Source organism: Caulobacter sp. CCNWLW153, from assembly GCF_036889365.1.
In the GTDB taxonomy this organism is placed as follows: Bacteria; Pseudomonadota; Alphaproteobacteria; order Caulobacterales; family Caulobacteraceae; genus Caulobacter; species Caulobacter radicis.
The window spans coordinates 60,389-84,205 of sequence record NZ_JBAKFV010000003.1 but is presented as its reverse complement, the minus strand read 5'-3'; the positions used below and the strand labels follow the sequence as shown (position 1 = coordinate 84,205).

The following is a 23,817-nucleotide window of genomic DNA, read 5'->3' as shown; positions in this document are numbered from 1 at the left end:
AGGGCCGGGGATGGGGGTGGAGCGGCGGTTCAGTCGCCGACGCCGTAGGTCACCCCCACCCAACCCTCCCCCATCGAGGGGGAGGGCTCGAGGAGGAAACATGACCGTCCAACCCACCTGCGTCTGGGACCTGAAGGCCACGCTCGGCGAAGGGCCGATCTGGCATGGCGACGCCGTCTGGTTCGTCGACATCAAGGGCCACAGGGTCCACCGCTACACTCCGGCCACCGGCGAGACCGCCAGCTGGGACGCGCCCGACCAGGTGACCTTCGTCGCCCCGCGCGTCGGCGGCGGCTTCGTCGCCGGCCTCAAGAGCGGCCTGCACCACTTCACGCCGGAACTGGGCTTCACCTTCATCTCGGAGATCGAGGACGCCGGACTCGACAACCGCCCCAACGACTCGACGGTCGACGCGCAGGGCCGCCTGTGGTTCGGCACCATGCACGACGCGGAAGAGGCCGACAGCGGCGCGCTCTATCGCCTGGAAGCCGATGGCTCGCTGACCCGGCACGACGCCGGGATCTGCATCACCAACGGCCCGGCCGTCAGCCCGGACGGCAAGACCTTCTACCACACCGACACCCTCGGAAAGGTGATCTGGGCCTTCGACGTCGGCGAGGACGGCGGCCTGTCGAACAAGCGCGAGTTCTTCCGCCTCACGATCGAGGACGCCTGGCCCGACGGCTCGGTGGTCGACGCCGAAGGCTTCGTCTGGACGGCCCTGTGGGGTGGTCGCGGCGCCATCCGCCTTTCGCCGGGCGGCCAGATCGTCCAGCGCGTCGAACTGCCGGCCATCAACGTCACCAAGCCGTGTTTTGGCGGACCGGACCTGAAGACCCTCTACTTCACCACCGCCCGCAAAGGCCTGAGCGACGAGCAGTTCGCCGCCAACCCGCTGTGCGGCGGCCTGTTCGCCCTGCCCGTCGACGTCGCCGGGCAGCCCCAATACGAGGTGCGCCTTGACCTCCGCCAATAACGTTTCGAGCCGTACGCCGCGCCGCTTCCGCTCGCGCGACTGGTTCGACAACCCCGACCACATCGACATGACCGCGCTCTATCTGGAGCGCTTCATGAACTACGGGATCACGCCCGAAGAGCTGCGCAGCGGCAAGCCGATCATCGGCATCGCCCAGACCGGCAGCGACATCTCGCCGTGCAACCGCATCCACCTGGACCTGGTGACCCGGATCCGTGACGGGATCCGCGACGCGGGTGGGATCCCCATGGAGTTCCCGGTCCATCCGATCTTCGAGAACTGCCGCCGCCCAACGGCGGCCCTGGACCGGAACCTGTCGTACCTGGGGCTCGTGGAGACCCTGCACGGCTATCCGATCGACGCCGTGGTCCTGACCACCGGCTGCGACAAGACCACCCCGGCCGGCATCATGGCCGCCACCACGGTCAACATCCCCGCCATCGTCCTCTCCGGCGGACCTATGCTGGACGGCTGGCACGAGGGCGAGCTGGTCGGGTCAGGCACGGTGATCTGGCGCTCGCGCCGCAAGCTGGCGGCCGGCGAAATCGACGAGAACGAATTCATCGAGCGCGCGGCCTCCTCGGCCCCCTCGGCCGGCCACTGCAACACCATGGGCACGGCCTCGACCATGAACGCGGTCGCCGAGGCTCTCGGCCTGTCGCTGACCGGCTGCGCGGCGATCCCCGCCCCGTACCGCGAGCGCGGCCAGATGGCCTATCGCACCGGCCAGCGGATCGTCGACCTGGCCTATGAGGACGTCAAACCGCTCGACATCCTGACCAGGAAGGCCTTCGAGAACGCCATCGCCCTGGTGGCGGCGGCCGGCGGCTCGACCAACGCCCAGCCGCACATCGCCGCCATGGCGCGGCATGCTGGGCTCGAAATCACCGCCGACGACTGGCGGGCGGCCTACGACATCCCGCTGATCGTCAACATGCAGCCGGCCGGCAAGTATCTGGGCGAGCGCTTCCACCGGGCCGGCGGCGCGCCGGCGGTGCTGTGGGAGCTCTTGCAGCAGGGCCGCCTGCACGGCGACGTCCTGACCGTCACCGGCAAGACCATGGGCGAAAACCTGCAAGGCCGTGAGACCAGCGATCGCGAGGTCATCTTCCCCTACGCCGAGCCCTTGGCCGAAAAGGCGGGTTTCCTCGTTCTGCGCGGCAACCTGTTCGACTTCGCGATCATGAAGGCCAGCGTCATCGGCGCCGACTTCCGCGAGCGCTACCTGTCCAAGCCGGGCCAGGAAGGCGTGTTCGAGGCCCGCGCCATCGTCTTCGACGGTTCGGACGACTACCACGCCCGCATCAACGACCCGGCCCTGAACATCGACGAAAGCTGCATCCTCGTCATCCGCGGCGCGGGGCCGATCGGCTGGCCCGGCTCGGCCGAGGTGGTCAACATGCAGCCGCCGGACCACCTGCTGAAGAAGGGCATCATGAGCCTGCCCACCCTGGGCGACGGGCGTCAGTCGGGCACCGCAGACAGCCCCTCGATCCTCAACGCCTCGCCCGAGAGCGCGGTGGGTGGCGGCCTGTCGTGGCTGCGGACCGGCGATGTCATCCGCATCGACATCAACACCGGGCGCTGCGACGCGCTGGTGGACGAGGCCGTGATCGCCGAACGCCGCAAGGAAGGCATCCCGGCCGTGCCGGCGACCATGACCCCCTGGCAGGAGATCTACCGCGCCCACGCCAGCCAGCTCGACACCGGCGGGGTGCTGGAGTTCGCCGTCAAGTACCAGGACCTGGCGTCCAAGCTGCCCAGGCACAATCACTAGAAGCCGCGCTGCGGACCTCGCCCTTCGACAAGCTCAGGGTGAGGTCCTTCTGAACCGCCGATCAGATTGAAAACCTCATCCTGAGCTTGTCGAAGGACGAGGTTCTCACACTCCCCTCCGCGAGGGGAAAGGAAGAGGAAGCTCCCATGTTCTCGCGCCGCCGACTGATGGCCACGATCGCCAGCCTGACAGCGCTGCCTTCCCTGCCCGCCTTCGCAGGCGCGGCCAAGCGGACGATCGCGCTGGACCTGGCCAAGGCCACCCGGCCCGTCGACCGCTTCTTCGACCTGTCGATCGGCTCGGACTATCCGGGCACCCTGCTGCGCGAGGACAGCCTGGCCCAGCTGAAGACGGCGTCGGACGAGCTGAAGTTCCGCTACATCCGCTTCCACGCCATCTTCCACGACGTGCTGGGCACGGTGAAGAAAGGGGCCAACGGCAAGATCGTCTACGACTGGACCAGGATCGACCAGCTGTACGACCGCCTGCTGGCCATGGGGCTGAAGCCCTTCATCGAGCTGGGCTTCACGCCCGAGGCCATGAAGACCTCGGACCTGACGATCTTCTGGTGGAAGGGCAACACCTCCCACCCGCAGTTCGAGCCCTGGGCGCACCTGATCGACGCCTTCGTGAAGCACCTGCGCGGCCGCTACGGCGAGGCCGAGGTGCGCACCTGGTTCTTCGAGGTCTGGAACGAGCCCAATCTCGACGGCTTCTGGGAAAAGGCCGACCAGAAGGTCTATTTCGACCTCTATGCCCTGACCGCCAAGACCATCAAGGCGATCGACCCGACCTTGCGCGTCGGCGGCCCGTCGACGGCGGGCGCGGCCTGGGTTCCGGAGTTCCTGGCCTACTGCAAGGCCAACGGCGCGGCGGTCGACTTCGTCACCACCCACACCTACGGCGTCGAGGGCGGCTTCCTCGACGAGAACGGCAAGGACGACACAAAGCTGTCGGCCAATCCCGACGCCGTCATCGGCGACGTGCGCAAGGTGCGGGCCGAGATCGAGGCCTCGGCCTATCCGGGCCTGCCGCTCTACTTCACCGAATGGAGCACCAGCTACACGCCGCGCGACCCGGTGCACGACAGCTATCACAGCGCCGCCTATATCCTGGCCAAGCTGAAGGGCGTCAAAGGCATCGTCCAGGGCATGAGCTACTGGACCTACAGCGACCTCTTCGAGGAGCCCGGCCCGCCGACCGCGCCGTTCCAGGGCGGGTTCGGCCTGATGAACCCGGAGGGGATCCGCAAGCCCTCGTGGTTCGCCTACAAGTACCTGGCGGCGCTGCGCGGCAAGGAGCTTCCGTCTACGGACAATAGCGTTCTCGCCTCGGTGGACGGCGGCAAGGTCGCCGCCCTGGTGTGGGACTTCACCCAGCCGGCGCAGCCGACCAGCAACCGCTCCTACTTCACCAAGGTCCAGCCGGCCGCCCCGGCGTCCGGCGCGGCGCTGAGCGTCGCGGGGCTGAAGCCCGGCCGCTACCGCCTGCGCGCCCAGCGCACCGGCTTCCGCGCCAACGACGCCTACACGGCCTATATCGAGCTGGGCATGCCCAAGAGCTTGACGCCGGACCAGATCGGCAAGCTTCAGGCCCTGACCGCCGACAAGCCCGAGATCGACCGCACGGTCACCGTCGGCAAGGACGGCGTGGCGAGCGTCGACTTCGCGCTGAACCAGAACGACCTGGTGCTGGTGACGCTGGAGCGGGTTTAAGCCTGACGGGACGGATGCTCCCCCTGAAGGGGGAGCTGTCGCGAAGCGACTGAGGGGGAAGTGACTTCGGCGGAAGTGATTGCCGTAACCTCACCGGGCACTTCCCCCTCCGGCCCTACGGGCCACCTCCCCCTTCAGGGGGAGGATCTGGCCCTTGCCCCCGTTCGCCGTTCACGCCATCTGCGAACCTGCAACGCAGGAGCCCTCATGAGCGTCGTCGCCGCCTACGCCTATGTCGCCGGAAAGCGGGTCCGGGAGATCCGGCTCGACGATCCGGAGAGCCTGGCGCCGCGTGACGGCGAATTCGTGTGGATCGGCCTGGTGGACCCCCGCGAGGACGAACTGCGCATCCTGCAGGAGCGTTTCGACCTACACCCCCTGGCCGTCGAGGACGCCCTGCATGCGCGGCAGATGCCCAAGGTCGACATCTACGGCAATCAGCTGTTCGTGGTCGCCAAGACCGCCCAGATGGTCGAGGCCCGCATCGTCTTCGGCGAGACCGACATCTTCGTCGGCCCGCATTTCCTGATCAGCGTGCGCCACGGCTCGGCCCGGGCGCACCTGGAACTGCGCGCCCACCTGGAGGCCATGCCCGCCCTGCTGGCTCACGGCGGCGACTACGTGCTGCACGCGGTGCTCGACTTCATCGTCGACGGCTACCTGCCGGTGGTCGACGCCATCGAGGACGAACTGGCCGAGATGGAGCGGCGGGCGCTGGACGCCTTCCTCAGCCGCGCCGAGATCACCCGCCTGTTCACCCTGCGCCGCGAGCTGACCAAGTTCCTGCGGCTGCTGGGGCCCATGGCCCAGGTCGCCGGCTATCTCGAGCATCACGAGACGCCGTGCATCGATCCCGAGGTGAAGCCCTATTTCCGCGACATCCGCGACCATGTCGCGCGCGTGGACCTGCTGATCGCCGGCCTGGGCGAGGTGCTGAATTCCGTGTTCGAGGTCAGTTCGCTGCTGGAGCAGCAGCGCCAGGGCGTCATCACCCGCCAGCTGGCCGCCTGGGCCGCCATGCTGGCCGTGCCCACCGCCGTCGCCGGCGTCTACGGCATGAACTTCGAGCACATGCCCGAACTGAAATGGGCCTTCGGCTATCCGCTGGTCCTGGGCGTCATCGGCGTGGTCTGCGCCCTGCTCTATCGGCGCTTCAAGAAGGCGGGCTGGCTGTAGGGAAGAGGCTCCCCCTGAAGGGGGAGCTGTCGGCCAAGCCGGCTGAGGGGGAAGTCGCTGCGAAGCCGGCCAAGACCTCGAAAGCTAAAAACGTCCCCCCTCCGGCCCTTCGGGCCACCTCCCCCAAGAGGGGGAGGATCTATTCTCAGCCCCCGACCGCGCCCGAACCGAAGTCGAACTGCTCGGGCCGCGGCTTGCCGCCGCCGAAGTTCCAGGTGAAGCCGAAGAAGATCGCCCGCACGTTGGCCGTGCGCAGGGTGACGTCCTTCAGGGTCGGCGTGTCAGTGACGGCCTTGTCCTCGAAGCTGTCCAGCGCGTCCTGCACGGTCACCACGAACGACAGCTTGTCGTTGACCTTCCGGCGGTAGCCCAGATTGACCATCTGGAACGGCTCGCGATGGCCCTGCGGGGTCAGGCGCTTGCCCGAGGTGAAGGCGTTGATCTGGAAGAAGTCCTTCGGGGTCGCCTGCCAGTTGACGTTGGCGCGGCCCGACAGCGTGGTGGCCGAGCGCGTGCCGGAGAAGCCGAGGTTGCCCGCGTCGATCTCGTTCCAGAAGGCGTTGGCGCTGACGTTGTAGGTGATCTTCGGCGTCAGGCGGCCGTTGGCCACCAGCTCGAGACCGCCGTTGCGGCTCTTGTTGAGGTTCTCGCGCGTGGTCAGCAGCACGCCGTCGCCCAGGTCGCGGACCACGTCGGTGACCACGCCCTCGCTGCTGCGGTAATAGGCCGTCGCCAGATAGTAGGCCGGCCCCTTGCGGTACTGCCAGCCCAGCTCGAACGAGTCGGTGACCTGCGGCTTCAGGTAGGGGTTGCCCGCCCGGTAGTTCTGCGGGTCCTGGTAGACGCGATAGGGGTTCAGGTCCTGCACCTGCGGGCGCTGGACGCGGCGGCTGTAGCTGCCCTTGAAGGTGTTGTTCTCGTTGACGGTGTAGCCCAGGTGCAGGCTGGGATAGACCTTGAAGTAGTCGTTCTCGAAGGTCTGGCCGCCGGTCACCTGGTCGCCGTTGATCTGCACCTGCTCGGCGCGCAGGCCGCTCTGGGCCGTGAAGTCGCCGAACGCCTTCTCGTAGGTCACGTAAGCAGCATAGACGTCCTGGTCGAACAGGAAGCGGTTGGTGCGGGCCGGATCGAGCGTCTGGGAGCCCAGCGACGGCCCGGTGGAGCCGTGGTTGTCGTAGTCGTTCTTGACCCATTCGAAGTCGAGGCCGGTCTTCAGCGTGCCGCCGCCGACATTGGGTCGGGCGTAGTCGGTCTTGAAGTTCGTTCGCTCCTGGTCGGCCCCGAACCCGAACAGCTCGTAGACGTCGGCGCCCGCGCTGTAGTCGGTGAAGGCCGTGGAGTTGCGCGAGAAGTCGGTCTGCTCGTATTCCAGGTGCGCCGTCAGCTGGTGCTCGGAGCCCTTGAACTGGTGACGCCAGTCGGCGCTGACGGCCTTGTTGTCGCGCTTCATCGCAGCGTCGGTGGCGCGCGTGTAGTCGGGGAAGGCGCCTGTGGTCTCGTAGGTCTCGTCGCCGGTGGTGTCGAACTGCATGCGGCGGTAGCGGACCTCGCCGCTCAGGCGGTCCTTCGGGGTCAGGTCGTAGTCGATCCCGCCGCGCAGGTTGACCATGTCGCCCTCGTTCTCGAAGACGCCGTCCTGGCTGCTGGTCCCCGCCGCCGTGGTGCGGTCGATGGTCTGCCAGGCCTTCTGCTGTTCATGGCGGAAGCCGGCGTCGCCCGACAGGGTCAGCTTGCCGTTGACGTAGTTGCCGCTGACGCCGCCGTTGTAGCGGCCGTCGGTGCTGGCGTTGGCCCGCAGCGTGCCGGTCGCGCCCGGCTTGCGGGTCTGCTTGGTGACCAGGTTGATGATCCCGGCCGTGCCGTCGGGGCGGAAGGCGGCCGACGGGTTGGTCATCACCTCGACGCGGTCGATCTGGTCGGCCGGCATGGCCTGCAGGGCGTCGCCCCGGCCGTCGCCGTTGAACATGCCCGACGGCTTGCCGTCGATCAGGATGGTGACGTTACTGTCGCCGCGCAGGCTGACATTGCCCTGCACGTCGACCTCGACCGAAGGGATGTTTCGCAGGGCGTCGGCGATCGAGCCGGTGCGGGCCGACAGGTCGTTGGAGACGCTGTAGCTGCGGCGGTCGATCGAGCTGCGCATGGCCGCGCCGTCGCCGGTGACCGTGATGCCTTCGACGGCGGCGGGCGCGCTCTTCGGAGCAGCACTCGGACCACCCTGGACGGCGGCCGGGGCCGCCGTCTGGGCAGCCGCCTGGGCCAAGGCCAGGCAAGGCGTCGCGACGATGGCGGCGGCGGAGAAAAGGATGGTCTTCAGGCGCAAGGCGCGTCCCCCGAGGCAGGCTCGTCGAGGCGCCGCGAGCGGACGGTCCGCGCTGGTCTCGACCTCCAGCGGTAAAGCGCGGCCGGCCTTCCGGGGCAAATTTCTTTTCGGCAATGTTGCATTGGCGCCGCCCGGCGTGGCGCCGGCGCAACGGGTAGAACCCACCTCACCGCCCCACGCATGGCGCCGCGAATGACAACGTTGCCATCGCCCCTTGCGAGCGCCGCCGGACCTGACACTATCGCCCGACGAAGCGACGGCGCTCGCGGCGGGAATCCCGCAAAAACCGCCGCTTGCGTGCTGATACCGGTAACACTAAGGTCGCCGGCAACTAAGGTCCCTGCGGGGGCGCGTTAGGGATCAAAGCAGGCCCCTTAAGGGCCAGTTCGGGGAGGACTCCAGTGGCATCAGTTTCCAGCGCCGGGCCGAGCGCCGGCATGAGCGCCGACGGCGCGAAGGTGAACATAGCCTTCGTCGCCGCCATCGTGGCCGTGGCCACCATCGGCGGCTTCATGTTCGGCTACGACAGCGGCGTCATCAACGGCACGCAGGAAGGCCTCAACAGCGCCTTCAAGCTGACCGAGTTCGGCACCGGCCTGAACGTCGCGGCCATCCTGATCGGCTGCGCCATCGGCGCTTTCGCGGCGGGCCGCCTGGCCGACGTCTGGGGTCGCCGCACCGTGATGATCATCTCGGCCCTGCTGTTCGTGATCAGCGCCCTGGGCACGGGCGCTGCCCACACCTCGACCATCTTCGTCATCTTCCGCCTGATCGGCGGCCTGGGCGTCGGCGCGGCGTCCGTGCTGTGCCCGGTCTACATCTCGGAAGTGACCCCGGCCAACATCCGCGGCCGCCTGTCGTCCGTGCAGCAGATCATGATCATCACCGGCCTGACCGGCGCGTTCGTGGCCAACTACGTGCTGGCCCACACCGCCGGCAGCTCGACCGCCGACTTCTGGCTGGGCCTGCCCGCCTGGCGCTGGATGTTCTGGATGCAGGTGATCCCGGCCGGCGTGTTCTTCTTCGCCCTGCTGACCATCCCGGAAAGCCCGCGCTACCTGGTGGCCAAGGGCAAGGACGCCCAGGCCGAAGCCATCCTCTCGCGCCTGTTCGGCCCGGGCACGGGCGCGGCCAAGGTCGCCGAGATCCGCGCCTCGCTGAGCGCCGACCACAAGCCGAAGTTCTCCGACCTGCTCGACCCGGTCACGAAGAAGATCCGTCCGATCCTGTGGGCCGGCTTGGTCCTGGCGATCTTCCAGCAGTTCGTCGGCATCAACATCGTCTTCTACTACGGCTCGGTGCTGTGGCAGTCGGTGGGCTTCACCGAGGACGACAGCCTGAAGATCAACATCCTGTCGGGCGCCCTGTCGATCCTGGCCTGTCTGGCCGCCATCGCCCTGATCGACCGCATCGGCCGCAAGCCGCTGCTGCTGATCGGCTCGGCCGGCATGGCCGTGACCCTGGGCGTCCTGACCTGGTGCTTCTCGACCGCCACCACGGTCAACGGCGCCCTGCACCTGGATGGCAGCGTCGGCCCGATCGCCCTGGTCGCCGCCAACCTCTACGTGATCTTCTTCAACCTCTCCTGGGGCCCGGTCATGTGGGTGATGCTGGGCGAGATGTTCCCCAACCAGATGCGCGGTTCGGCCCTGGCCGTCGCCGGCTTCGCTCAGTGGATCGCCAACTTCGCCATCTCGTTCAGCTTCCCGGCCATGGCCAAGATGAGCCTGGCGGCGACCTACGGCTTCTATGCCGTCAGCGCCGTGGTCTCGTTCTTCCTGGTCCAGAAGCTGATCCACGAGACCCGCGGCAAAGAACTGGAAGCGATGGAGGGGTGAGGTCGCCAAGAACCTCCCCCCACGGGGGCAGGTTCCTCGCCAGACAAACGCCCGGGGGCCCTGCTCCCGGGCGTTTTCTTTTGCCCGCGCCTCTGACAGCGTTATCGTCGGAAAATGGACGATGACACCGGTAGACAAGGCGATGATCCGTCGCTTAAGTGACCGGTAACAAGCCGACGCGGCGCCAGTTCGCGCGGACAGTACCCGGGAAGGAATATCGATGGCCGACCTCAGCCGACGCGGAGCTTTGGGTTCCCTTCTGACTGGAGCGGCGGCCGCCGCCCTGCCCTCCGCCGCGACCGCCGAAGGCGTCGGATCCCTGCCCGCCAAGCCCAAGTCCGGCCCGACCTGGACCAAGGGCGTCGAGGGGCAGCGCAAGGCCGACCTGGGCGACGGGACCTTCCTCAACCCGATCCTGGCCGGCGACCGGCCCGACCCGTCGATCCTCAAGGACGGCGACGACTACTACATGACCCACTCGTCCTTCGACGCCTATCCGGGCCTGTTGATCTGGCACAGCAAGGACCTGGTGAACTGGGCGCCGGTGGGCCCGGCCCTGAAGACCAACATCGGCTCGGTCTGGGCGCCGGAGCTGTGCAAGCACGAGGGCCGCTACTACCTCTACATCCCGGCCAAGTTCCCCAAGAACAACACCAGCTACGTGATCTGGGCCGACAGGATCGAGGGCCCGTGGTCCGAGCCGATCGACCTGAAGCTGCCCGGCTACATCGACCCCGGCCACATCGTCGACGAGAACGGCGAGCGCTGGCTGTTCCTGTCCGGCGGCGACCGCATCAAGCTGGCGCCCGACGGCCTGTCGACGGTCGGCAAGCCCGAGCACGTCTACAATCCCTGGCGCTATCCGGACGACTGGGACGTCGAGGGCTTCTCGCCCGAAGGCCCCAAGGTCATGAAGAAGGGCGAGTACTTCTACATGATCACCGCCGTGGGCGGCACGGCCGGCCCGCCGACCGGCCACATGGTCATCGCCGCGCGCGCCAAGTCGCTGGGCGGCCCGTGGGAGAACCACCCGAAGAACCCGCTGGTGCGCACCGTCGACAACGCCGAGAAGTGGTGGTCGCGTGGCCACGCCACCCTTGTCGAGGGTTCGGGCGGCGAGTGGTGGACCGTCTATCACGGCTACGAGAACGGCTTCTGGACCCTGGGCCGCCAGACGCTGCTGGCCCCGGTGACCTGGACCAAGGACGGCTGGTTCGACATCGGTGGCGGCGATCTCGCCAAGCCCATCAAGAAGCCCAAAGGCGGCACGGCCGTCCCCCACGGCATGGCGCTGTCGGACGACTTCAGCACCGACAAGTACGGCGTGCAGTGGAACTTCTTCGACCCCAAGCCGGGCGAGCAGGACCGCATCGGCCGCTCGGGCGGCGTGCTGACCCTGAAGGGCGCGGGCGAGGCCCCGTCGACGGGCTCGCCGCTGATCTTCGTCAACGGCGACCAGGCCTACGAGATCGAGTGCGAGATCGAGATCGATCCGGAGACCCGCGCCGGCCTGATCCTGTTCTACGACCGCCAGCTCTATTGCGGCCTCGGCTTCGACGCCAAGAACTTCGTCACCCACCAGTACGGCATCGAGCGCGGGCGTCCCGCGAACCCGCACGGCTCGCGGATGCTCATGCGCCTGCGCAACAACCGCCACATCGTCGCCTTCCACACCAGCGGCGACGGCGGCAAGACCTGGAAGCGGTTCGACCGCGGCATGGAGGTCAGCGGCTACCACCACAATGTGCGCGGCGGCTTCCTGATGCTGAAGCCGGGGATCTACGCCGCCGGCAAGGGCTCGGCCCGGTTCCGCAACTTCAAGTACCGCGCGCTGGATTGAGCATCGAGATCCTCCCCCTGAAGGGGGAGGTGGCCCGTAGGGCCGGAGGGGGCAGTCCCTTCTGATGTCGAGGCGGCCGCAGGTTCAACAGACACTTCCCCCTCAGTCGCTCCGCGACAGCTCCCCCTTCAGGGGGAGCATCCTGATTGATTGGAGACGCGACCACATGAAGTCCCTCCTTCTCGCCGCCGCCCTGGCCGCCGCCCCCATGGCCGCCCACGCCCAAGCGCCCGCGCCCGAAGCCGAGCCGCCGATGTTCCGCGCGGTGAAGGTCGTGCTGATCGGCGACTCGACCACCGCCGTGATCGGCGGCTGGGGGCCCAGCTTCTGCGGGCAGCACCTGACCTCGTTCGCCGCCTGCATCAACCTGGCGCGCGGCGGCCGCTCCAGCGGCAACTACCGCACCGAGGGCTCGTGGCGGCTGGCCATGAAGGAGATCGGCGTCGGCGGCTTCCAGGATACCTACGTGCTGATCCAGTTCGGCCACAACGACCAGCCGGGCAAGCCGGGCCGCTCGACCGACCTGGCTGTCGAATATCCCGCCAACCTCAAGCGCTATGTGGAAGAGGTCCGCGCCGCCGGCGGCAAGCCGGTGCTGGTCACGCCGCTGACCCGCCGCCAGTTCAAGGACGGCAAGCTGATCGACGACCTGGGTCCCTGGGCCGAAGCGACCCGCAAGGTCGCCGCCGAGACCAGGACCCCGCTGGTCGACCTGCACGCCAGGTCCTACGCCGCCGTCCAGGCCATGGGCGCGGCGGAAGCCACGCGCTTCGCCCAGATGCCGCCCCCGCCCGAGGTTCTGGCCGCCGCGAAGACCGGCACGACGATCAGCGCCCAGGCGGCGGTCCCGGCCACGCCGAGCGCGAGCCCCGCCCCGGCCCAGCAGGCCCAGAACAACGCCGCCGTCGAGCCGATGGGCCAGGCCAAGCTGTCGTTCGACTACACCCACCTGGGCCGCGACGGGGCCGACTACTTCTCGAAGATCGTCACCGACGAGCTGGCCGTCGCGGTTCCGGCCCTGCGGCGGTACCTCGTGCCTTAGGGCGCTCGAAGGAAACCGCTTACCCCAGAAGGCAGGCCAGGACCGACTTCATGACCGAGGCCATGGCCTTGCGGTCCTGTTCGGGGTGATTGACGCTGCGGATGACCAGGCCGTCGAACATCGCGCCGATCAGTTCGGTGCGGGCGGCGAACTCGGCCTCGCTCCATTCGGGCTTGCGGCTGCGCTCCAGCATCTGGCTGGCCAGGGCGCGTTCCTGGTCGTCGGCGGCGCGGACGATCGCGGCGACCTTGGGATTGCGCGAGGCCTCGGCCATCACCTCCAGCACCAGCGGCGCGCGGCGCGGGTCGTAGCACTTGCTGACCGCCTCATCGATGTGGTCGAGCATGGCGTCGAGCAGCGTGCCCGGCCGGCTTTCCAACTCGGCGAACTTCTCGCGCATCTCGGCCAGGTCCTGGGCGACGATCGCCGCGACCATCGCTTCCTTGTTCTCGAAGTAGCGATAGATCTGGCCCACGCTCAGGCCCGCGGCCTTGGCGATCTCGGCCATGCTGGCGCCATGGAAGCCGGCCTGGCGCACCACGTCGCAGGCCGCATCCAGAATCTGTTGCCGCCGCGCCTCGGGCGTCGGCTTGGCGTTTGAACTCACGTCGACCATCGAGCGGTCCCGTTCTCCATTACATTTCCGTCAGGTCAACTGGGCCGACAGGACGGGGTGTTGACTTCGCCTTACCCCGGGCCTATGTCCAGCGCAATTGAGAATGAACGTTCATTCTCAAATTGTTCATCATAGGCGCGTCGTCAAGGGGACCTCCCCCCCTGCGGCAGCCTGTCGCTCCGGGGATATCCATGGCTATCAAACGTCCGCTCGCCGCTTCGGCGGTTCTTCTGGCGGCTGTCTCGCTCACCCTCGCCGCCTGCGGGCAAGGCAAGGGCGGAGCCGCTGGCGGCATGGGCGCGGGCGGGCCGACGCCCGTCGGCGTAGTGGTCGTGAAGACCGAGCCGGTGACCCTGACCAGCGAGCTGCAAGGCCGCACCTCGGCCTACCTGGTCTCGGAAGTGCGTCCGCAGGTCGGCGGCATCGTCAAGGCCCGCCTGTTCCAGGAAGGCTCCTACGTCCGCGCCGGCCAGCCGCTCTACCAGATCGAGCCGGCGACCTTCCAGGCCCAGGTCAACAGCGCCCAGGCGGGCCTGGCCCAGGCCCAGGCGACCTACACCGCCGCCAAGCTGAAGGCCGACCGCTACAAGGAACTGGTCGCGGTCAACGCCGTCTCCAAGCAGGACAACGACGACGCCCAGGCCGCCGCCCAGCAGGCCCAGGCGAACGTCGCCGCCCAGAAGGCCGCGGTCGAGACCGCCCGCATCAACCTGGGCTGGACCCGCGTGGTCGCCCCGATCTCGGGCCGCATCGGCAAGAGCTCGGTGACCCCCGGCGCCCTGGTCACGGCCACCCAGACCACGGCCCTGGCCACCATCCAGAACCTCGACAAGGTCTATGTCGACCTGACCCAGTCGTCGGCCGAGCTGCTGCAGCTGCAGCGCGACCTGGCCGGCGGCCAGCTGGGCCGCTCGGGCTCGACCCAGGTCAGCCTGAAGCTGGAAGACGGCTCGACCTACCCGGTCCAGGGCCGCCTGGAGTTCGCCGACGTCACCGTCGACCAGACGACCGGCTCGTTCGGCCTGCGCGCCACCTTCGACAACCCCAACGGCGCCCTGCTGCCGGGCATGTACGTCCGCGCCACCCTCGGCAAGGGCGTGGCCTCCAACGGCGTGCTGATCCCGCAGGCCGGCGTCAGCCGCGACCCGAAGGGCAACGCCACGGTCTCCGTGGTCGGCGCCAAGGGCGTGGCCGAGATCCGTCCGATCACCGTCGGCCAGACCGTCGGCGACAAGTGGCTGGTCACCTCCGGCCTGAAGGTCGGCGACCAGGTCATCGTCGAAGGCCTGCAGAAGGTCCGTCCTGGCGCGCCCGTGAAGGCCGCCGTCATCACCGCTCAACGCTAAGGCCGGCCCACAATGCTGTCCCGTTTCTTCATCGACAGACCCATCTTCGCATGGGTGGTCGCGATCGTGATCATGCTGGCGGGGGCGCTCGCCATCCGCACGCTGCCGATCGCGCAATATCCCGAGATCGCCCTGCCGCAGGTCTCGGTCTCCGCCAACTATCCGGGCGCCTCGGCCAAGACGGTCGAGGACAGCGTCACCCAGGTCATCGAACAGAAGATGAAGGGCCTCGACGGCCTGGATTACATGTCGTCGACCAGCGACAGCTCGGGTTCGGCCACGGTCACCCTGACCTTCAAGGCCGGCACCGACATCGACATCGCCCAGGTGCAGGTCCAGAACAAGCTGCAGACCGCCACCGCCCTGCTGCCGCAGGAAGTGCAGCAGCAAGGCCTGACGGTCGCCAAGTCGGCCCGTAACTTCATGATGGTCGTCGGCCTCTATTCGGAGAACGACGCCACCACCAACACCGACCTGGCCGACTACATCGCGTCCAACATCCAGGACCCGCTGAGCCGCGTCGACGGCGTCGGCGAAGTGCAGCTGTTCGGCGCCCAGTACGCCATGCGCATCTGGCTCGACCCGAACAAGCTGTCGTCCTACAGCCTGACGCCTTCGGACGTGTCGGCGGCCATCCAGGCCCAGAACGCGCAGGTCTCGGCCGGCCAGCTGGGCGGCACGCCCAACCTGCCGGGCACGGGCCTGAACGCCACGATCACGGCCCAGTCGCGCCTGCAGACGCCCGAAGAGTTCGAGAACATCATCGTCAAGAACAGCACGGGGGGGGCCCTGGTCCGCCTGCGCGACGTCGCCCGCGTCGAGCTGGGCGCCGAAAGCTACGTCTCGACCGCGAAGTTCAACGGCCGTCCGGCCGCGGGTCTGGCCATCCGCCTGGCCCCGGGCGCCAACGCCCTCGACACCGCCAAGGCGGTGAAGGAGCAGATGGCCACGCTCGAGAAGACCTTCCCGGCCGGCTACAAGTACGTCGTTCCCTACGACTCCACGCCGTTCGTGGAACTGTCGATCCACGAAGTGATCAAGACGCTGGTGGAAGCCATCATCCTGGTCTTCATCGTCATGTTCCTGTTCCTGCAGAACTGGCGCGCCACCCTGATCCCGACCATCGCCGTCCCGGTCGTCCTTCTGGGCACCTTCGGCATCCTCGCGGCCTTCGGCTACTCCATCAACACGCTCACCATGTTCGGCCTCGTGCTGGCCATCGGCCTGCTCGTCGACGACGCCATCGTCGTGGTCGAGAACGTCGAGCGGGTGATGAGCGAGGAAGGTCTCTCCCCCGTCGAGGCCACGCGCAAGTCGATGGGCGAGATCACCGGCGCCCTGATCGGCATCGCGCTGGTGCTGTCGGCGGTGTTCGTGCCGATGGCCTTCTTCAGCGGTTCGCAAGGCGTCATCTACCGCCAGTTCTCGATCACCATCGTCTCGGCGATGATGCTGTCGGTGGTGGTGGCCCTGGTGCTGACGCCGGCGCTCTGCGCCACCATGCTGAAGCCGCATGACCGCGCCCACGGCGAGGCTCTGCGCACCGATCATCCGGGCGCGCTCGGTGCGGTGATCAACTTCTTCAACCGCTTCTTCAACTGGTTCAACCGCAGCTTCAACGACGTATCGGGCCGCTACCAGGGCGGGGTTCGCAAGATCCTCGGCCGGAGTGTCCGCTGGATGGCCATCTACGGCGTCATCATCCTGGTCATGGGCCTGCTGTTCGTCCGCCTGCCCAGCGCCTTCCTGCCGGAAGAAGACCAGGGGATCATGATCACCCTCGTCCAGCTGCCGCCGGGCGCCACCGAGGAACGCACCCTGAGCGTCCTCGACCAGGTCCGCAGCCACTTCATGGACGACGAGAAGGAAGCCGTGCAGTCGGTGTTCACCGTCTCGGGCTTCAGCTTCAGCGGCGCCGGCCAGAACGCCGGTCTCGCCTTCGTCCGCCTGAAGGACTTCGACGAGCGCAAGGCCGCCAATCTCAAGGCTCCCGCCGTCGCCGGCCGCGCCATGGGCAAGTTCCTGCAGATCCGCGATGCGATGGTGTTCGCCGTCGTGCCGCCGGCCGTGCCGGAACTGGGCACCTCGTCGGGCTTCGACTTCCAGCTGCAGGACATCGGCGGCGTGGGCCATGACGCCCTCACCGCGGCCCGCAACCAGGTCCTGGGCATGGCTGGCCAGGATCCCAACCTGGTCGGCGTGCGTCCCAACGGCCAGGAAGACACCCCGCAGCTGAAGATCGACATCGACCAGGCCAAGGCCGGCTCGATGGGCCTGACCACGGCCGACATCAACGCGGCGCTCAGCGCGGCCTGGGGCGGTTCGTACGTCAACGACTTCATCGACCGCGGCCGGGTGAAGAAGGTCTACATGCAGGCCGACGCGCCCTACCGCATGAAGCCCGAAGACCTGAACAACTGGTACGTCCGCAACAACAGCGGCCAGATGGTGCCCTTCTCGGCCTTCGCCACGACCCGCTGGGTCTACGGCTCGCCGCGTCTGGAGCGCTACAACGGCCTGTCGTCGATGAACATCCAGGGCGCTCCGGCCCCGGGCAAGAGCTCGGGCGACGCGATGGCGGCCATGGAGAAGATCGCCGCCCAGCTGCCGGCCGGCATCGGCTTCGAATGGACCGGCCTGTCGGCCCAGGAACGTGAAGCGGGCAACCAGGCTCCGGCCCTGTACGCGATCTCGATCCTGGTGGTGTTCCTGCTGCTGGCGGCCCTCTACGAGAGCTGGTCGATCCCGCTGTCGGTCATCATGGTCATCCCGCTCGGCATCGTCGGCGCCCTGCTGGCGACCACCCTGCGCGGCCTGAGCAACGACATCTACTTCCAGGTGGGCCTGCTCACGACCATGGGCCTGGCGGCCAAGAACGCCATCCTGATCGTCGAGTTCGCCAAGGAGATCTACGAGCGCACCGGCAACCTGGTGGAAGCCACGCTGGAAGCCGTCCGCATCCGTCTGCGTCCGATCATCATGACCTCGCTGGCCTTCGTCTTCGGCGTTCTGCCGCTGGCGATCTCCAACGGGGCCGGTTCGGGCAGCCAGCACGCGATCGGCACGGGCGTCATCGGCGGCATGCTGTCGGCGACCATCCTGGCGATCTTCTTCGTCCCGCTGTTCTTCGTGATCGTCGAACGGATCTTCAAGCCCAAGCCGCGTCACCACGACGAGGCCCCCGCGACTCCGGCCGAGAGCCACTGAGATGCTTCGTAACCTCACCCTCACCCTGCTGGCGGCCAGCGCGCTGACCGCCTGCACCATGGCCCCGAAGTACGAGCGACCGGCCCTGCCGGTCGCCACGACCTGGCCCACGGCTTCGGCCAACGGCCAGACGGCCTCGGCCGGCGACCTCGCCTGGAAGCAGGTGTTCGAGGATCCCCGCCTGGCGGGGACCATCGACCTGGCCCTGGCCAACAACCGCGACCTGCGGGTCGCGGTGCTCAACATCGAGCAGGCCCGCGCCACCTACCGCATCCAGCGCGCGGCCCTGCTGCCGACCGTCAACGGCACGCTGTCGGGCACCCGCAGCAGCACGCCGGTCGGAGCCTCGGCCTTCCCGATCTCGGGCGTCGATTCGCTGGAAGTGGAAAACTACAACGCCAACGTCGGCGTCACCTCGTACGAGCTCGACATCTTCGGGCGCGTGCGCAGCCTCAAGGACCAGGCGCTGCACAGCTACCTGGCCACCGAGGAGACCGCCCGCGCGACCCAGATCAGCCTGATCGCCGAGACGGCCAACGCCTGGCTGACCCTGGCGGCCGACCAGGACCTGCTGGCCCTGGCCAAGGACACGCTGAAGAGCCGTGAAGACAGCCTCGCCCTGGCCCAGCGCCAGTTCGACGTCGGCGCGGCCTCGCAGCTGGACCTGCGCACTTCGCAGACCCTGGCCGAGACCGCCCGCGCCGACGTGGCCACCTACACGGCCCAGGTCGAGCGCGACAGGAACGCCCTGCGCCTGCTGGTGGGTACGGAAGTTCCGGCCGACCTGCAGCCGGCCGGCGGCCTGATCACCGCCCAGATCCTTCCCGATCTGCCGGCGGGCGTGGCCTCTGACGTGCTGACCCGTCGTCCCGACGTGCTGGCGGCCGAGCACAGCCTGATGGGCGCCAACGCCAACATCGGCGCGGCCCGTGCGGCCTTCTTCCCGCGCATCAGCCTGACGGGCTCGTACGGCAGCGCCAGCGCCGACCTCGACGGCCTGTTCAAGGGCGGCACCAAGAGCTGGAGCTTCGCCCCCAGCATCAGCGTGCCGATCTTCGCCGGCGGGGCCAACAAGGCCGGGCTCGACAGCGCCAAGGCCGGCCAGAAGATCGCCGTGGCGACCTACGAGAAGACCGTCCAGACGGCCTTCCGCGAGGTGTCCGACGCCCTGGCCACCCAGGCCACGATCGGCGATCGCCTGGCCGCCCAGGAACGGGTGGCCGCCGCCGCCGCCGACACCGCGCGCCTGACCAAGCTGCGCTACGACCGCGGCGTCGACAGCTCGCTCATCCTGCTCGACGCCCAGCGCACGCAGTATTCGGCCCAGCAGGGCCTGATCAACGCGCGCCTGGCCCGGGCCAGCAACCTGGTCACGCTCTACAAGGTCCTCGGCGGCGGCGCTCCCGCCAGCAAGGGGTCCTGAACTGATCGGGGAGGAAGGCCCCTCCCCCGACCGATCCCCGCGCGACGGTGCGGGGCTGATCGCGGCGGCATCCCCCCGGACACGCCGCGACCGGAAGGGGCGCATCACCCCCCCAATCCCAGATGCGCCCCTTCCACCCTTATCTTCCCGAAAACCTGTCCGGCGCCCCGCGCGGTCCTCGTTCTTCGACAAGCTCAGGATGAGGGCCAAGGCCAAAGCCGCTCATTCGACAACCTCACCCTGAGCTTGTCGAAGGGCCGCCCGACGCCGCCTCCAGCCGCGCGTGCAGGCCGTCGAGGCGGGCCGCGCAGGCCGCCCGGATGGCCGGATCGACCTCGGCGCGCTTGGCCGCCCCGTCCGGCCTGAACGCCCGCTCGGGCGCCTTGGCGTCGATCGCCGCCGCCGCCGTCATCGCATCGCTCTCGGCCGCCTCGGGCGTCCAGCCGAAGTGCGGCAGCACGCGACCCGCCACCGCGCCCGGCAGCGTCTCGTAATTGACCAGCAGCCCCGCCCCGTCGGCCGCGAAGGCCGCCAGCGCCGCCTCGCCGATCGCCGCCAGCACGGCGGCCTGGTAGTCGGCGTCCGGCGTCGCCGGCTGCGCCAGGCCGAACACGGCCGGCGCCACCACCTGCGGAACCATCTGCATCCCCGGCGAGCGGGCATGCGAGACCATCACCTCGGCCGGCGTCCGGTAGAGGTGCAGCCAGGGCGTTTCCGGGAAAGCTTCGCGGAACAGGTCGAAGGCCAGGGCGTGCCAGCAGTCGAGCTTGAGGAACAGGCGCGCGTCCCCCGCCCCGCGCGCGCGGCCCAGCGCCGCCACCACGCCGCGCAGCAGCGCTACCTTGCGGCCCCAGGGCAGGTCGCCGCGCACCACATGGTCGATCGGCGCGGCCTCCGACAGCACGGTCGCCCCCTCCGGCGCGCCCAGCATCCGCCCCAGAAGGGTCGAACCGCAGCGCGACATGTGGAAGACAAGGCCGTCGGGCGTCGGTCCCGCCAGCCCCTCCAGCGCCGACAGCGGCGTGCGCAGGCGCAGCAGCCGGTTCAGCGGCGCCGACCAGACCTTGGGAACGCTCTCGCCGAAGAACGATTCCTCCAGCCGCCGCGCGCCGAAGAAGGCCCAGTCGACGGCGTCCTCGTCCGGCAAGACGGCGACCGGCAGCCAGCCGGCCGGCGGGGCGAGCGGGCGCGGAACCACGCTCCGCTTGGCCAGCCGCTCGGCCACTCCCGGCGCGGCCAGCCCCCAGCCGGCGGCGAGCGCCTGCGCCTCGCGGGCGAAGTCCTCGTCACGGAACAGGTCGGCCAGCCCCGCGCAGGCGGCGACGTCCTCGGCCAACCGCGCCATGAAGGCTTCCAGATCCCGCGTCGCGTCCGCCGTAAGTTGCATGCCCGCCCCTGGCCCTTGTCGGTTGAAGGGCGGCACAATAGGCTCGGGCGATGGGATTTCCAGACCGCCTGAAGCTGCCGCTCGCCTTCGATCCGATCCGCCTGCGCGCCGACCTCGAGGCCCTGACCGCCGGCGCCGACTGGATCGCCCACTTCGTCACCCAGAACTACGACGGCGACTGGAGCGTCATTCCCCTGCGCTGCCAGGCCGGCGCCAGCCACCCGGTGATGATGATCTATTCGGATCCCGGCGCGACGGCGTTCGAGGACACGCCGTTCCTGGCCCCCTGCCCCTATTTCCGCGAAGTGATCGCCGCCTTCCCGTTCCAGGCCACCAGCGTGCGGCTGATGAAGCTGGCCCCCGGCTCGGTCATCAAGACCCACCACGACGAGGACCTCGACGCCGGCTCGCTGCTGGTGCGCTTCCACGTGCCGGTGGTCACCAACCCGGACGTCGACTTCCGGCTCAACGGCGTCCGCGTGGCGATGGAGGCCGGCAGCGCCTGGTACCTCAAGCTCACCGACCCCCACAGCGTCGCCAACCACGGGACCGAGGACCGGGTGCACCTGGTGATCGACGGCTACGTCAACGACTGGGTGCGGGGGTTGTTCGATAGGGATTCCCCTCTCCCCTTGCGGGAGAGGGTGGCCTCGCAAAGCGAGGTCGGGTGAGGGGTCGATGACCGGCGCCGCCGCGAAGGCGGACAGACCGGACGTGGCGTCCGATATTTGAGAGACCCCTCATCCGTCGGCTTCTGCCGACACCTTCTCCCGCAAGGGGAGAAGGACGCACGACCTATCCAGCCAGCAGCGTGAACTGGGCGTTCAGCCCGTCCACCGCGCTGCTGGCCACCCAGACGTCGAACACGCCCGGCTCGGCGACCCAGCGGTCGCCCTCGCCGAAGAAGGTCAGGCTGCCGCGTTCCAGCTCGAAGGCGATGTCGCGGCTCTCGCCCGGCTTCAGGGCCACCCGCAGGAAGCGCTTGAGCTCGCGCACCGGCCGCGTGCGGCTGGCCACCCGGTCGCGGGTGTAGAGCTGCACCACGTGCACGCCCTCGCGCTTGCCGGTGTTGGTCACCCGGGCGCTGATCTGCAGCTTGCCGTTCCAGGCCAGGGTCGGCGAGGACAGCTTCAGGTTCGACAGGGAAAAGGTGGTGTAGGCCAGGCCATGGCCGAACGGGTACAGCGCCTCGTTCTTCACCGTGCGCCAGCGGGCCTTGTATTCCTGGATCTCGCTGTCGGCCGGGGCCGGACGGCCCGTCGAGCGGTGATTGTAGGCGTAGGGCTGCTGGCCGCTCTCGTAGGGAAAGCTGACCGGCAGGCGGCCCGAGGGGTTCACCGACCCGAACACCACGTCGGCCACCGCGTGGCCGGTCTCGGTGCCCAGGAACCAGGTGGCCAGGATGGCCGGGGCGTTCTTCACCGCGCCGTCCAAAACGAGCGCCCGGCCGTGGCGCAGCAGCACGACGGTAGGACGGCCGACGGCGGCGACCGCCTCGGCCAGCATCATCTGGGGCTTGGGAATGCCGATCTCGGTGCGCGACTGGGCCTCGCCCGACATGTTCTGGCCCTCGCCGATGGCCAGCACGACGATGTCGGCGGCCCGCGCGGCGGCCACGGCGGCCTCGATGCCGCCGGCGATCGAGCTCTCGACATCGCTGCCCTTGACGGTCTGCAGGAGGTTCGGGTCGGCCATGGCCTGGCGAAAGCCCGTGGCCAGGTCGACGCCCAGGCTCTTGTCGCCGAAGAAGGCCCACGGCCCCAGGATGTTGTCGCGGTCGTCGGCGAACGGGCCGATCAGGGCGATGCGCTTGCCCGAGCGCGGCAGGGGCAAGAGGTTTCCGTCGTTCTTCAGCAGCACGATCGAGGCCGCGCCGGCCTCGCGGCTCAGCGCGCGCATGGCCGGCGTCGCCGTGCGGGCGGCCTGGGCCTTGGCGTCGATCGAGCGGAACGGCTGGTCGAACAGGCCGATGGCCTCCTTCAGCATCAGCACCCGGCGCACGGCCTGGTCGACCACCGCCATCGGCACCGCGCCGCTTTTCACCAGTTCGGGCAGGTAGCGGCTGTAGAGCCCGCTCTGCATGCTGATGTCGACGCCCGCCAGGATCGCCAGGCGCGCGGCGTCGCGGTCGTCGGCGGCGTAGCCGTGGGCCACCAGTTCCTGGTCGGCGGTGTAGTCGGAGATGACCACGCCCTTGAAGCCCCACTCGGTGCGCAGCAGGTCGGTCAGCAGGCGCTTGTTGGCCGTGGCCGGCACGCCGTTGATGTCGTTGAAGGCCGACATGGCGGTCAGGCACCCGGCCTCGAAGGCGGCCTGGAACGGCGGCAGGTGCACCTCGCGCAGCGTGGCTTCCGACAGCTCGACGGTGTTGTAGTCCATGCCCGCGGCGACGGCGCCATAGGCGGCGAAGTGCTTGGCGCAGGCCAGCATCGAGTCGGGCGACTTCAGGTCCGGGCCCTGGAAGCCGCGCACCCGGGCCTGGGCCAGCGCTTCCCCTAGGAACACGTCCTCGCCCGAGCCCTCGGCCACCCGGCCCCAGCGCTCGTCGCGGGCCACGTCGACCATCGGCGCGAAGGTCCAGTGCAGGCCGTGGGCCGTGGCCTCCTGCGCGGCGGCGCGGGCGGTGCGATAGGCCAGCGGCGGGTCGAAGCTGGCGGCCTCGGCCAGCGGGATCGGATAGACGGTCTTGAAGCCGTGGATGACGTCGGCGGCCAGCAGCAGCGGAACGCCCAGGCGCGAATGCTCCACCGCCGCCGTCTGGGCCAGCAGGGCGCCCTCGACGCCGACGCCGTTCATCAGCGTGCCGATCTTGCCCGCCCGGGTCTCGGCCAGCAGCTGCTGGGTGTTGCGCAGGTTGATCGCCGGGTTCATGTCGCCCACCGGCGGACGGATCATGTCGGCGTAGCACGACAGCTGGCCGGCCTTCTCGTCGATGGTCATCTGCGCGATCAGCGCCTCGACCCGCTGGGAGCCCCGACCTTGCGCCGCCGCCCGGCCGGCCACCGCCAGCCCCGCGAGGCCCGCCGCCCCGGCCACCAGTCCGCGACGGCTGATCCCTTCAAGCCGAGCTTGCCGACGCTGCATAGAATCCCTTCCGACTGTCTCGCGGCCGGCAACCTCGCCGAGGACGGCCGATCGCGCAACGCCCCGC

At 68.8% G+C, this 23,817-nt stretch carries 15 protein-coding genes; 11 read left to right on the top strand and 4 right to left on the bottom strand.

The genetic code is table 11. From position 1 onward, the window contains the following. The first annotated feature begins 100 nt into the window (after positions 1 to 100). From xylC to V6S85_RS05990, 4 genes are all read left to right on the top strand, one after another. Positions 101 to 976 carry a D-xylonolactone lactonase gene (gene xylC, locus V6S85_RS06005; RefSeq protein WP_334348366.1) on the top strand — a complete coding sequence of 292 codons (876 nt, stop codon included), beginning with the start codon at positions 101 to 103 and terminating at the stop codon, positions 974 to 976. Further along, positions 960 to 2,753, top strand: a complete 1,794-nt coding sequence (gene xylD / locus V6S85_RS06000) for a xylonate dehydratase XylD (RefSeq protein WP_116563797.1) — start codon at positions 960 to 962, stop codon at positions 2,751 to 2,753. The genes xylC and xylD overlap by 17 nt, the downstream gene beginning before the upstream one ends. 146 nt (positions 2,754 to 2,899) lie before the next feature. Next, positions 2,900 to 4,468 (top strand): GH39 family glycosyl hydrolase, encoded by a 1,569-nt coding sequence (locus V6S85_RS05995; RefSeq protein ID WP_334348365.1) that lies wholly within the window; start codon positions 2,900 to 2,902, stop codon positions 4,466 to 4,468. A gap of 207 nt (positions 4,469 to 4,675) precedes the next feature. Then, the gene (locus V6S85_RS05990) at positions 4,676 to 5,644 is read left to right on the top strand and encodes a magnesium and cobalt transport protein CorA (protein ID WP_116563799.1); all 969 of its coding nucleotides are present in this window, start codon (positions 4,676 to 4,678) and stop codon (positions 5,642 to 5,644) included. Between the two features lie 145 nt (positions 5,645 to 5,789). Here the strand turns inward: V6S85_RS05990 and V6S85_RS05985 are convergent, their stop codons facing one another. Further along, positions 5,790 to 7,967 (bottom strand): outer membrane beta-barrel family protein, encoded by a 2,178-nt coding sequence (locus V6S85_RS05985; RefSeq protein WP_334348364.1) that lies wholly within the window; start codon positions 7,965 to 7,967, stop codon positions 5,790 to 5,792. A 401-nt stretch (positions 7,968 to 8,368) separates the two neighbouring features. On the opposite strand from V6S85_RS05985, the gene V6S85_RS05980 reads away from it, so the two are divergent. The 3 genes from V6S85_RS05980 to V6S85_RS05970 all read left to right on the top strand — a co-directional run bounded on the left by V6S85_RS05980 (position 8,369) and on the right by V6S85_RS05970 (position 12,687). Further along, a complete protein-coding gene (locus V6S85_RS05980; RefSeq protein WP_334348363.1) occupies positions 8,369 to 9,805 on the top strand; it encodes a sugar porter family MFS transporter in 1,437 nt (478 codons plus the stop codon). Between the two features lie 220 nt (positions 9,806 to 10,025). After that, a complete protein-coding gene (locus tag V6S85_RS05975; protein ID WP_334348362.1) occupies positions 10,026 to 11,645 on the top strand; it encodes a family 43 glycosylhydrolase in 1,620 nt (539 codons plus the stop codon). A 166-nt stretch (positions 11,646 to 11,811) separates the two neighbouring features. Further along, positions 11,812 to 12,687 carry a rhamnogalacturonan acetylesterase gene (locus V6S85_RS05970; protein WP_334348361.1) on the top strand — a complete coding sequence of 292 codons (876 nt, stop codon included), beginning with the start codon at positions 11,812 to 11,814 and terminating at the stop codon, positions 12,685 to 12,687. Positions 12,688 to 12,706: 19 nt separating this feature from the next. Here V6S85_RS05970 and V6S85_RS05965 read toward each other — a convergent pair whose 3' ends face one another. Continuing rightward, positions 12,707 to 13,303, bottom strand: coding sequence for a TetR/AcrR family transcriptional regulator (locus V6S85_RS05965; protein ID WP_116563809.1), 597 nt, complete (start codon positions 13,301 to 13,303; stop codon positions 12,707 to 12,709). Between the two features lie 191 nt (positions 13,304 to 13,494). Between V6S85_RS05965 and V6S85_RS05960 the strand changes: the two genes are divergently transcribed. The 3 genes from V6S85_RS05960 to V6S85_RS05950 are packed head-to-tail and all read left to right on the top strand — an operon-like array spanning position 13,495 to position 19,279. Next, a complete protein-coding gene (locus V6S85_RS05960) occupies positions 13,495 to 14,649 on the top strand; it encodes an efflux RND transporter periplasmic adaptor subunit (RefSeq protein ID WP_334348360.1) in 1,155 nt (384 codons plus the stop codon). 12 nt (positions 14,650 to 14,661) lie between these two features. Then, complete coding sequence (locus V6S85_RS05955; RefSeq protein ID WP_334348359.1) at positions 14,662 to 17,856, top strand: efflux RND transporter permease subunit; 3,195 nt, start codon at positions 14,662 to 14,664, stop codon at positions 17,854 to 17,856. A 1-nt stretch (position 17,857) separates the two neighbouring features. Continuing rightward, positions 17,858 to 19,279, top strand: a complete 1,422-nt coding sequence (locus V6S85_RS05950; protein ID WP_334348358.1) for an efflux transporter outer membrane subunit — start codon at positions 17,858 to 17,860, stop codon at positions 19,277 to 19,279. Between the two features lie 235 nt (positions 19,280 to 19,514). Here V6S85_RS05950 and V6S85_RS05945 read toward each other — a convergent pair whose 3' ends face one another. Beyond that, positions 19,515 to 20,666, bottom strand: coding sequence for an aspartyl beta-hydroxylase (locus V6S85_RS05945; protein WP_334348357.1), 1,152 nt, complete (start codon positions 20,664 to 20,666; stop codon positions 19,515 to 19,517). A 50-nt stretch (positions 20,667 to 20,716) separates the two neighbouring features. On the opposite strand from V6S85_RS05945, the gene V6S85_RS05940 reads away from it, so the two are divergent. Then, positions 20,717 to 21,337 (top strand): aspartyl/asparaginyl beta-hydroxylase domain-containing protein, encoded by a 621-nt coding sequence (locus V6S85_RS05940; protein WP_116563819.1) that lies wholly within the window; start codon positions 20,717 to 20,719, stop codon positions 21,335 to 21,337. A 124-nt stretch (positions 21,338 to 21,461) separates the two neighbouring features. Here V6S85_RS05940 and V6S85_RS05935 read toward each other — a convergent pair whose 3' ends face one another. Beyond that, positions 21,462 to 23,750, bottom strand: coding sequence for a glycoside hydrolase family 3 N-terminal domain-containing protein (locus tag V6S85_RS05935; protein WP_116563821.1), 2,289 nt, complete (start codon positions 23,748 to 23,750; stop codon positions 21,462 to 21,464). Positions 23,751 to 23,817 lie beyond the last annotated feature (67 nt).

Coding starts and splice junctions, on each gene's coding strand:
- V6S85_RS05970 (WP_334348361.1), top strand. CDS start 11,812: ATGAAGTCCCTCCTTCTCGCCGCCGCCCTGGCCGCCGCCCCCATGGCC.
- V6S85_RS05965 (WP_116563809.1), bottom strand. CDS start 13,303: ATGGTCGACGTGAGTTCAAACGCCAAGCCGACGCCCGAGGCGCGGCGG.
- V6S85_RS05960 (WP_334348360.1), top strand. CDS start 13,495: ATGGCTATCAAACGTCCGCTCGCCGCTTCGGCGGTTCTTCTGGCGGCT.
- V6S85_RS05975 (WP_334348362.1), top strand. CDS start 10,026: ATGGCCGACCTCAGCCGACGCGGAGCTTTGGGTTCCCTTCTGACTGGA.
- V6S85_RS05945 (WP_334348357.1), bottom strand. CDS start 20,666: ATGCAACTTACGGCGGACGCGACGCGGGATCTGGAAGCCTTCATGGCG.
- xylC (WP_334348366.1), top strand. CDS start 101: ATGACCGTCCAACCCACCTGCGTCTGGGACCTGAAGGCCACGCTCGGC.
- V6S85_RS05955 (WP_334348359.1), top strand. CDS start 14,662: ATGCTGTCCCGTTTCTTCATCGACAGACCCATCTTCGCATGGGTGGTC.
- V6S85_RS05990 (WP_116563799.1), top strand. CDS start 4,676: ATGAGCGTCGTCGCCGCCTACGCCTATGTCGCCGGAAAGCGGGTCCGG.
- V6S85_RS05940 (WP_116563819.1), top strand. CDS start 20,717: ATGGGATTTCCAGACCGCCTGAAGCTGCCGCTCGCCTTCGATCCGATC.
- V6S85_RS05995 (WP_334348365.1), top strand. CDS start 2,900: ATGTTCTCGCGCCGCCGACTGATGGCCACGATCGCCAGCCTGACAGCG.
- V6S85_RS05950 (WP_334348358.1), top strand. CDS start 17,858: ATGCTTCGTAACCTCACCCTCACCCTGCTGGCGGCCAGCGCGCTGACC.
- V6S85_RS05935 (WP_116563821.1), bottom strand. CDS start 23,750: ATGCAGCGTCGGCAAGCTCGGCTTGAAGGGATCAGCCGTCGCGGACTG.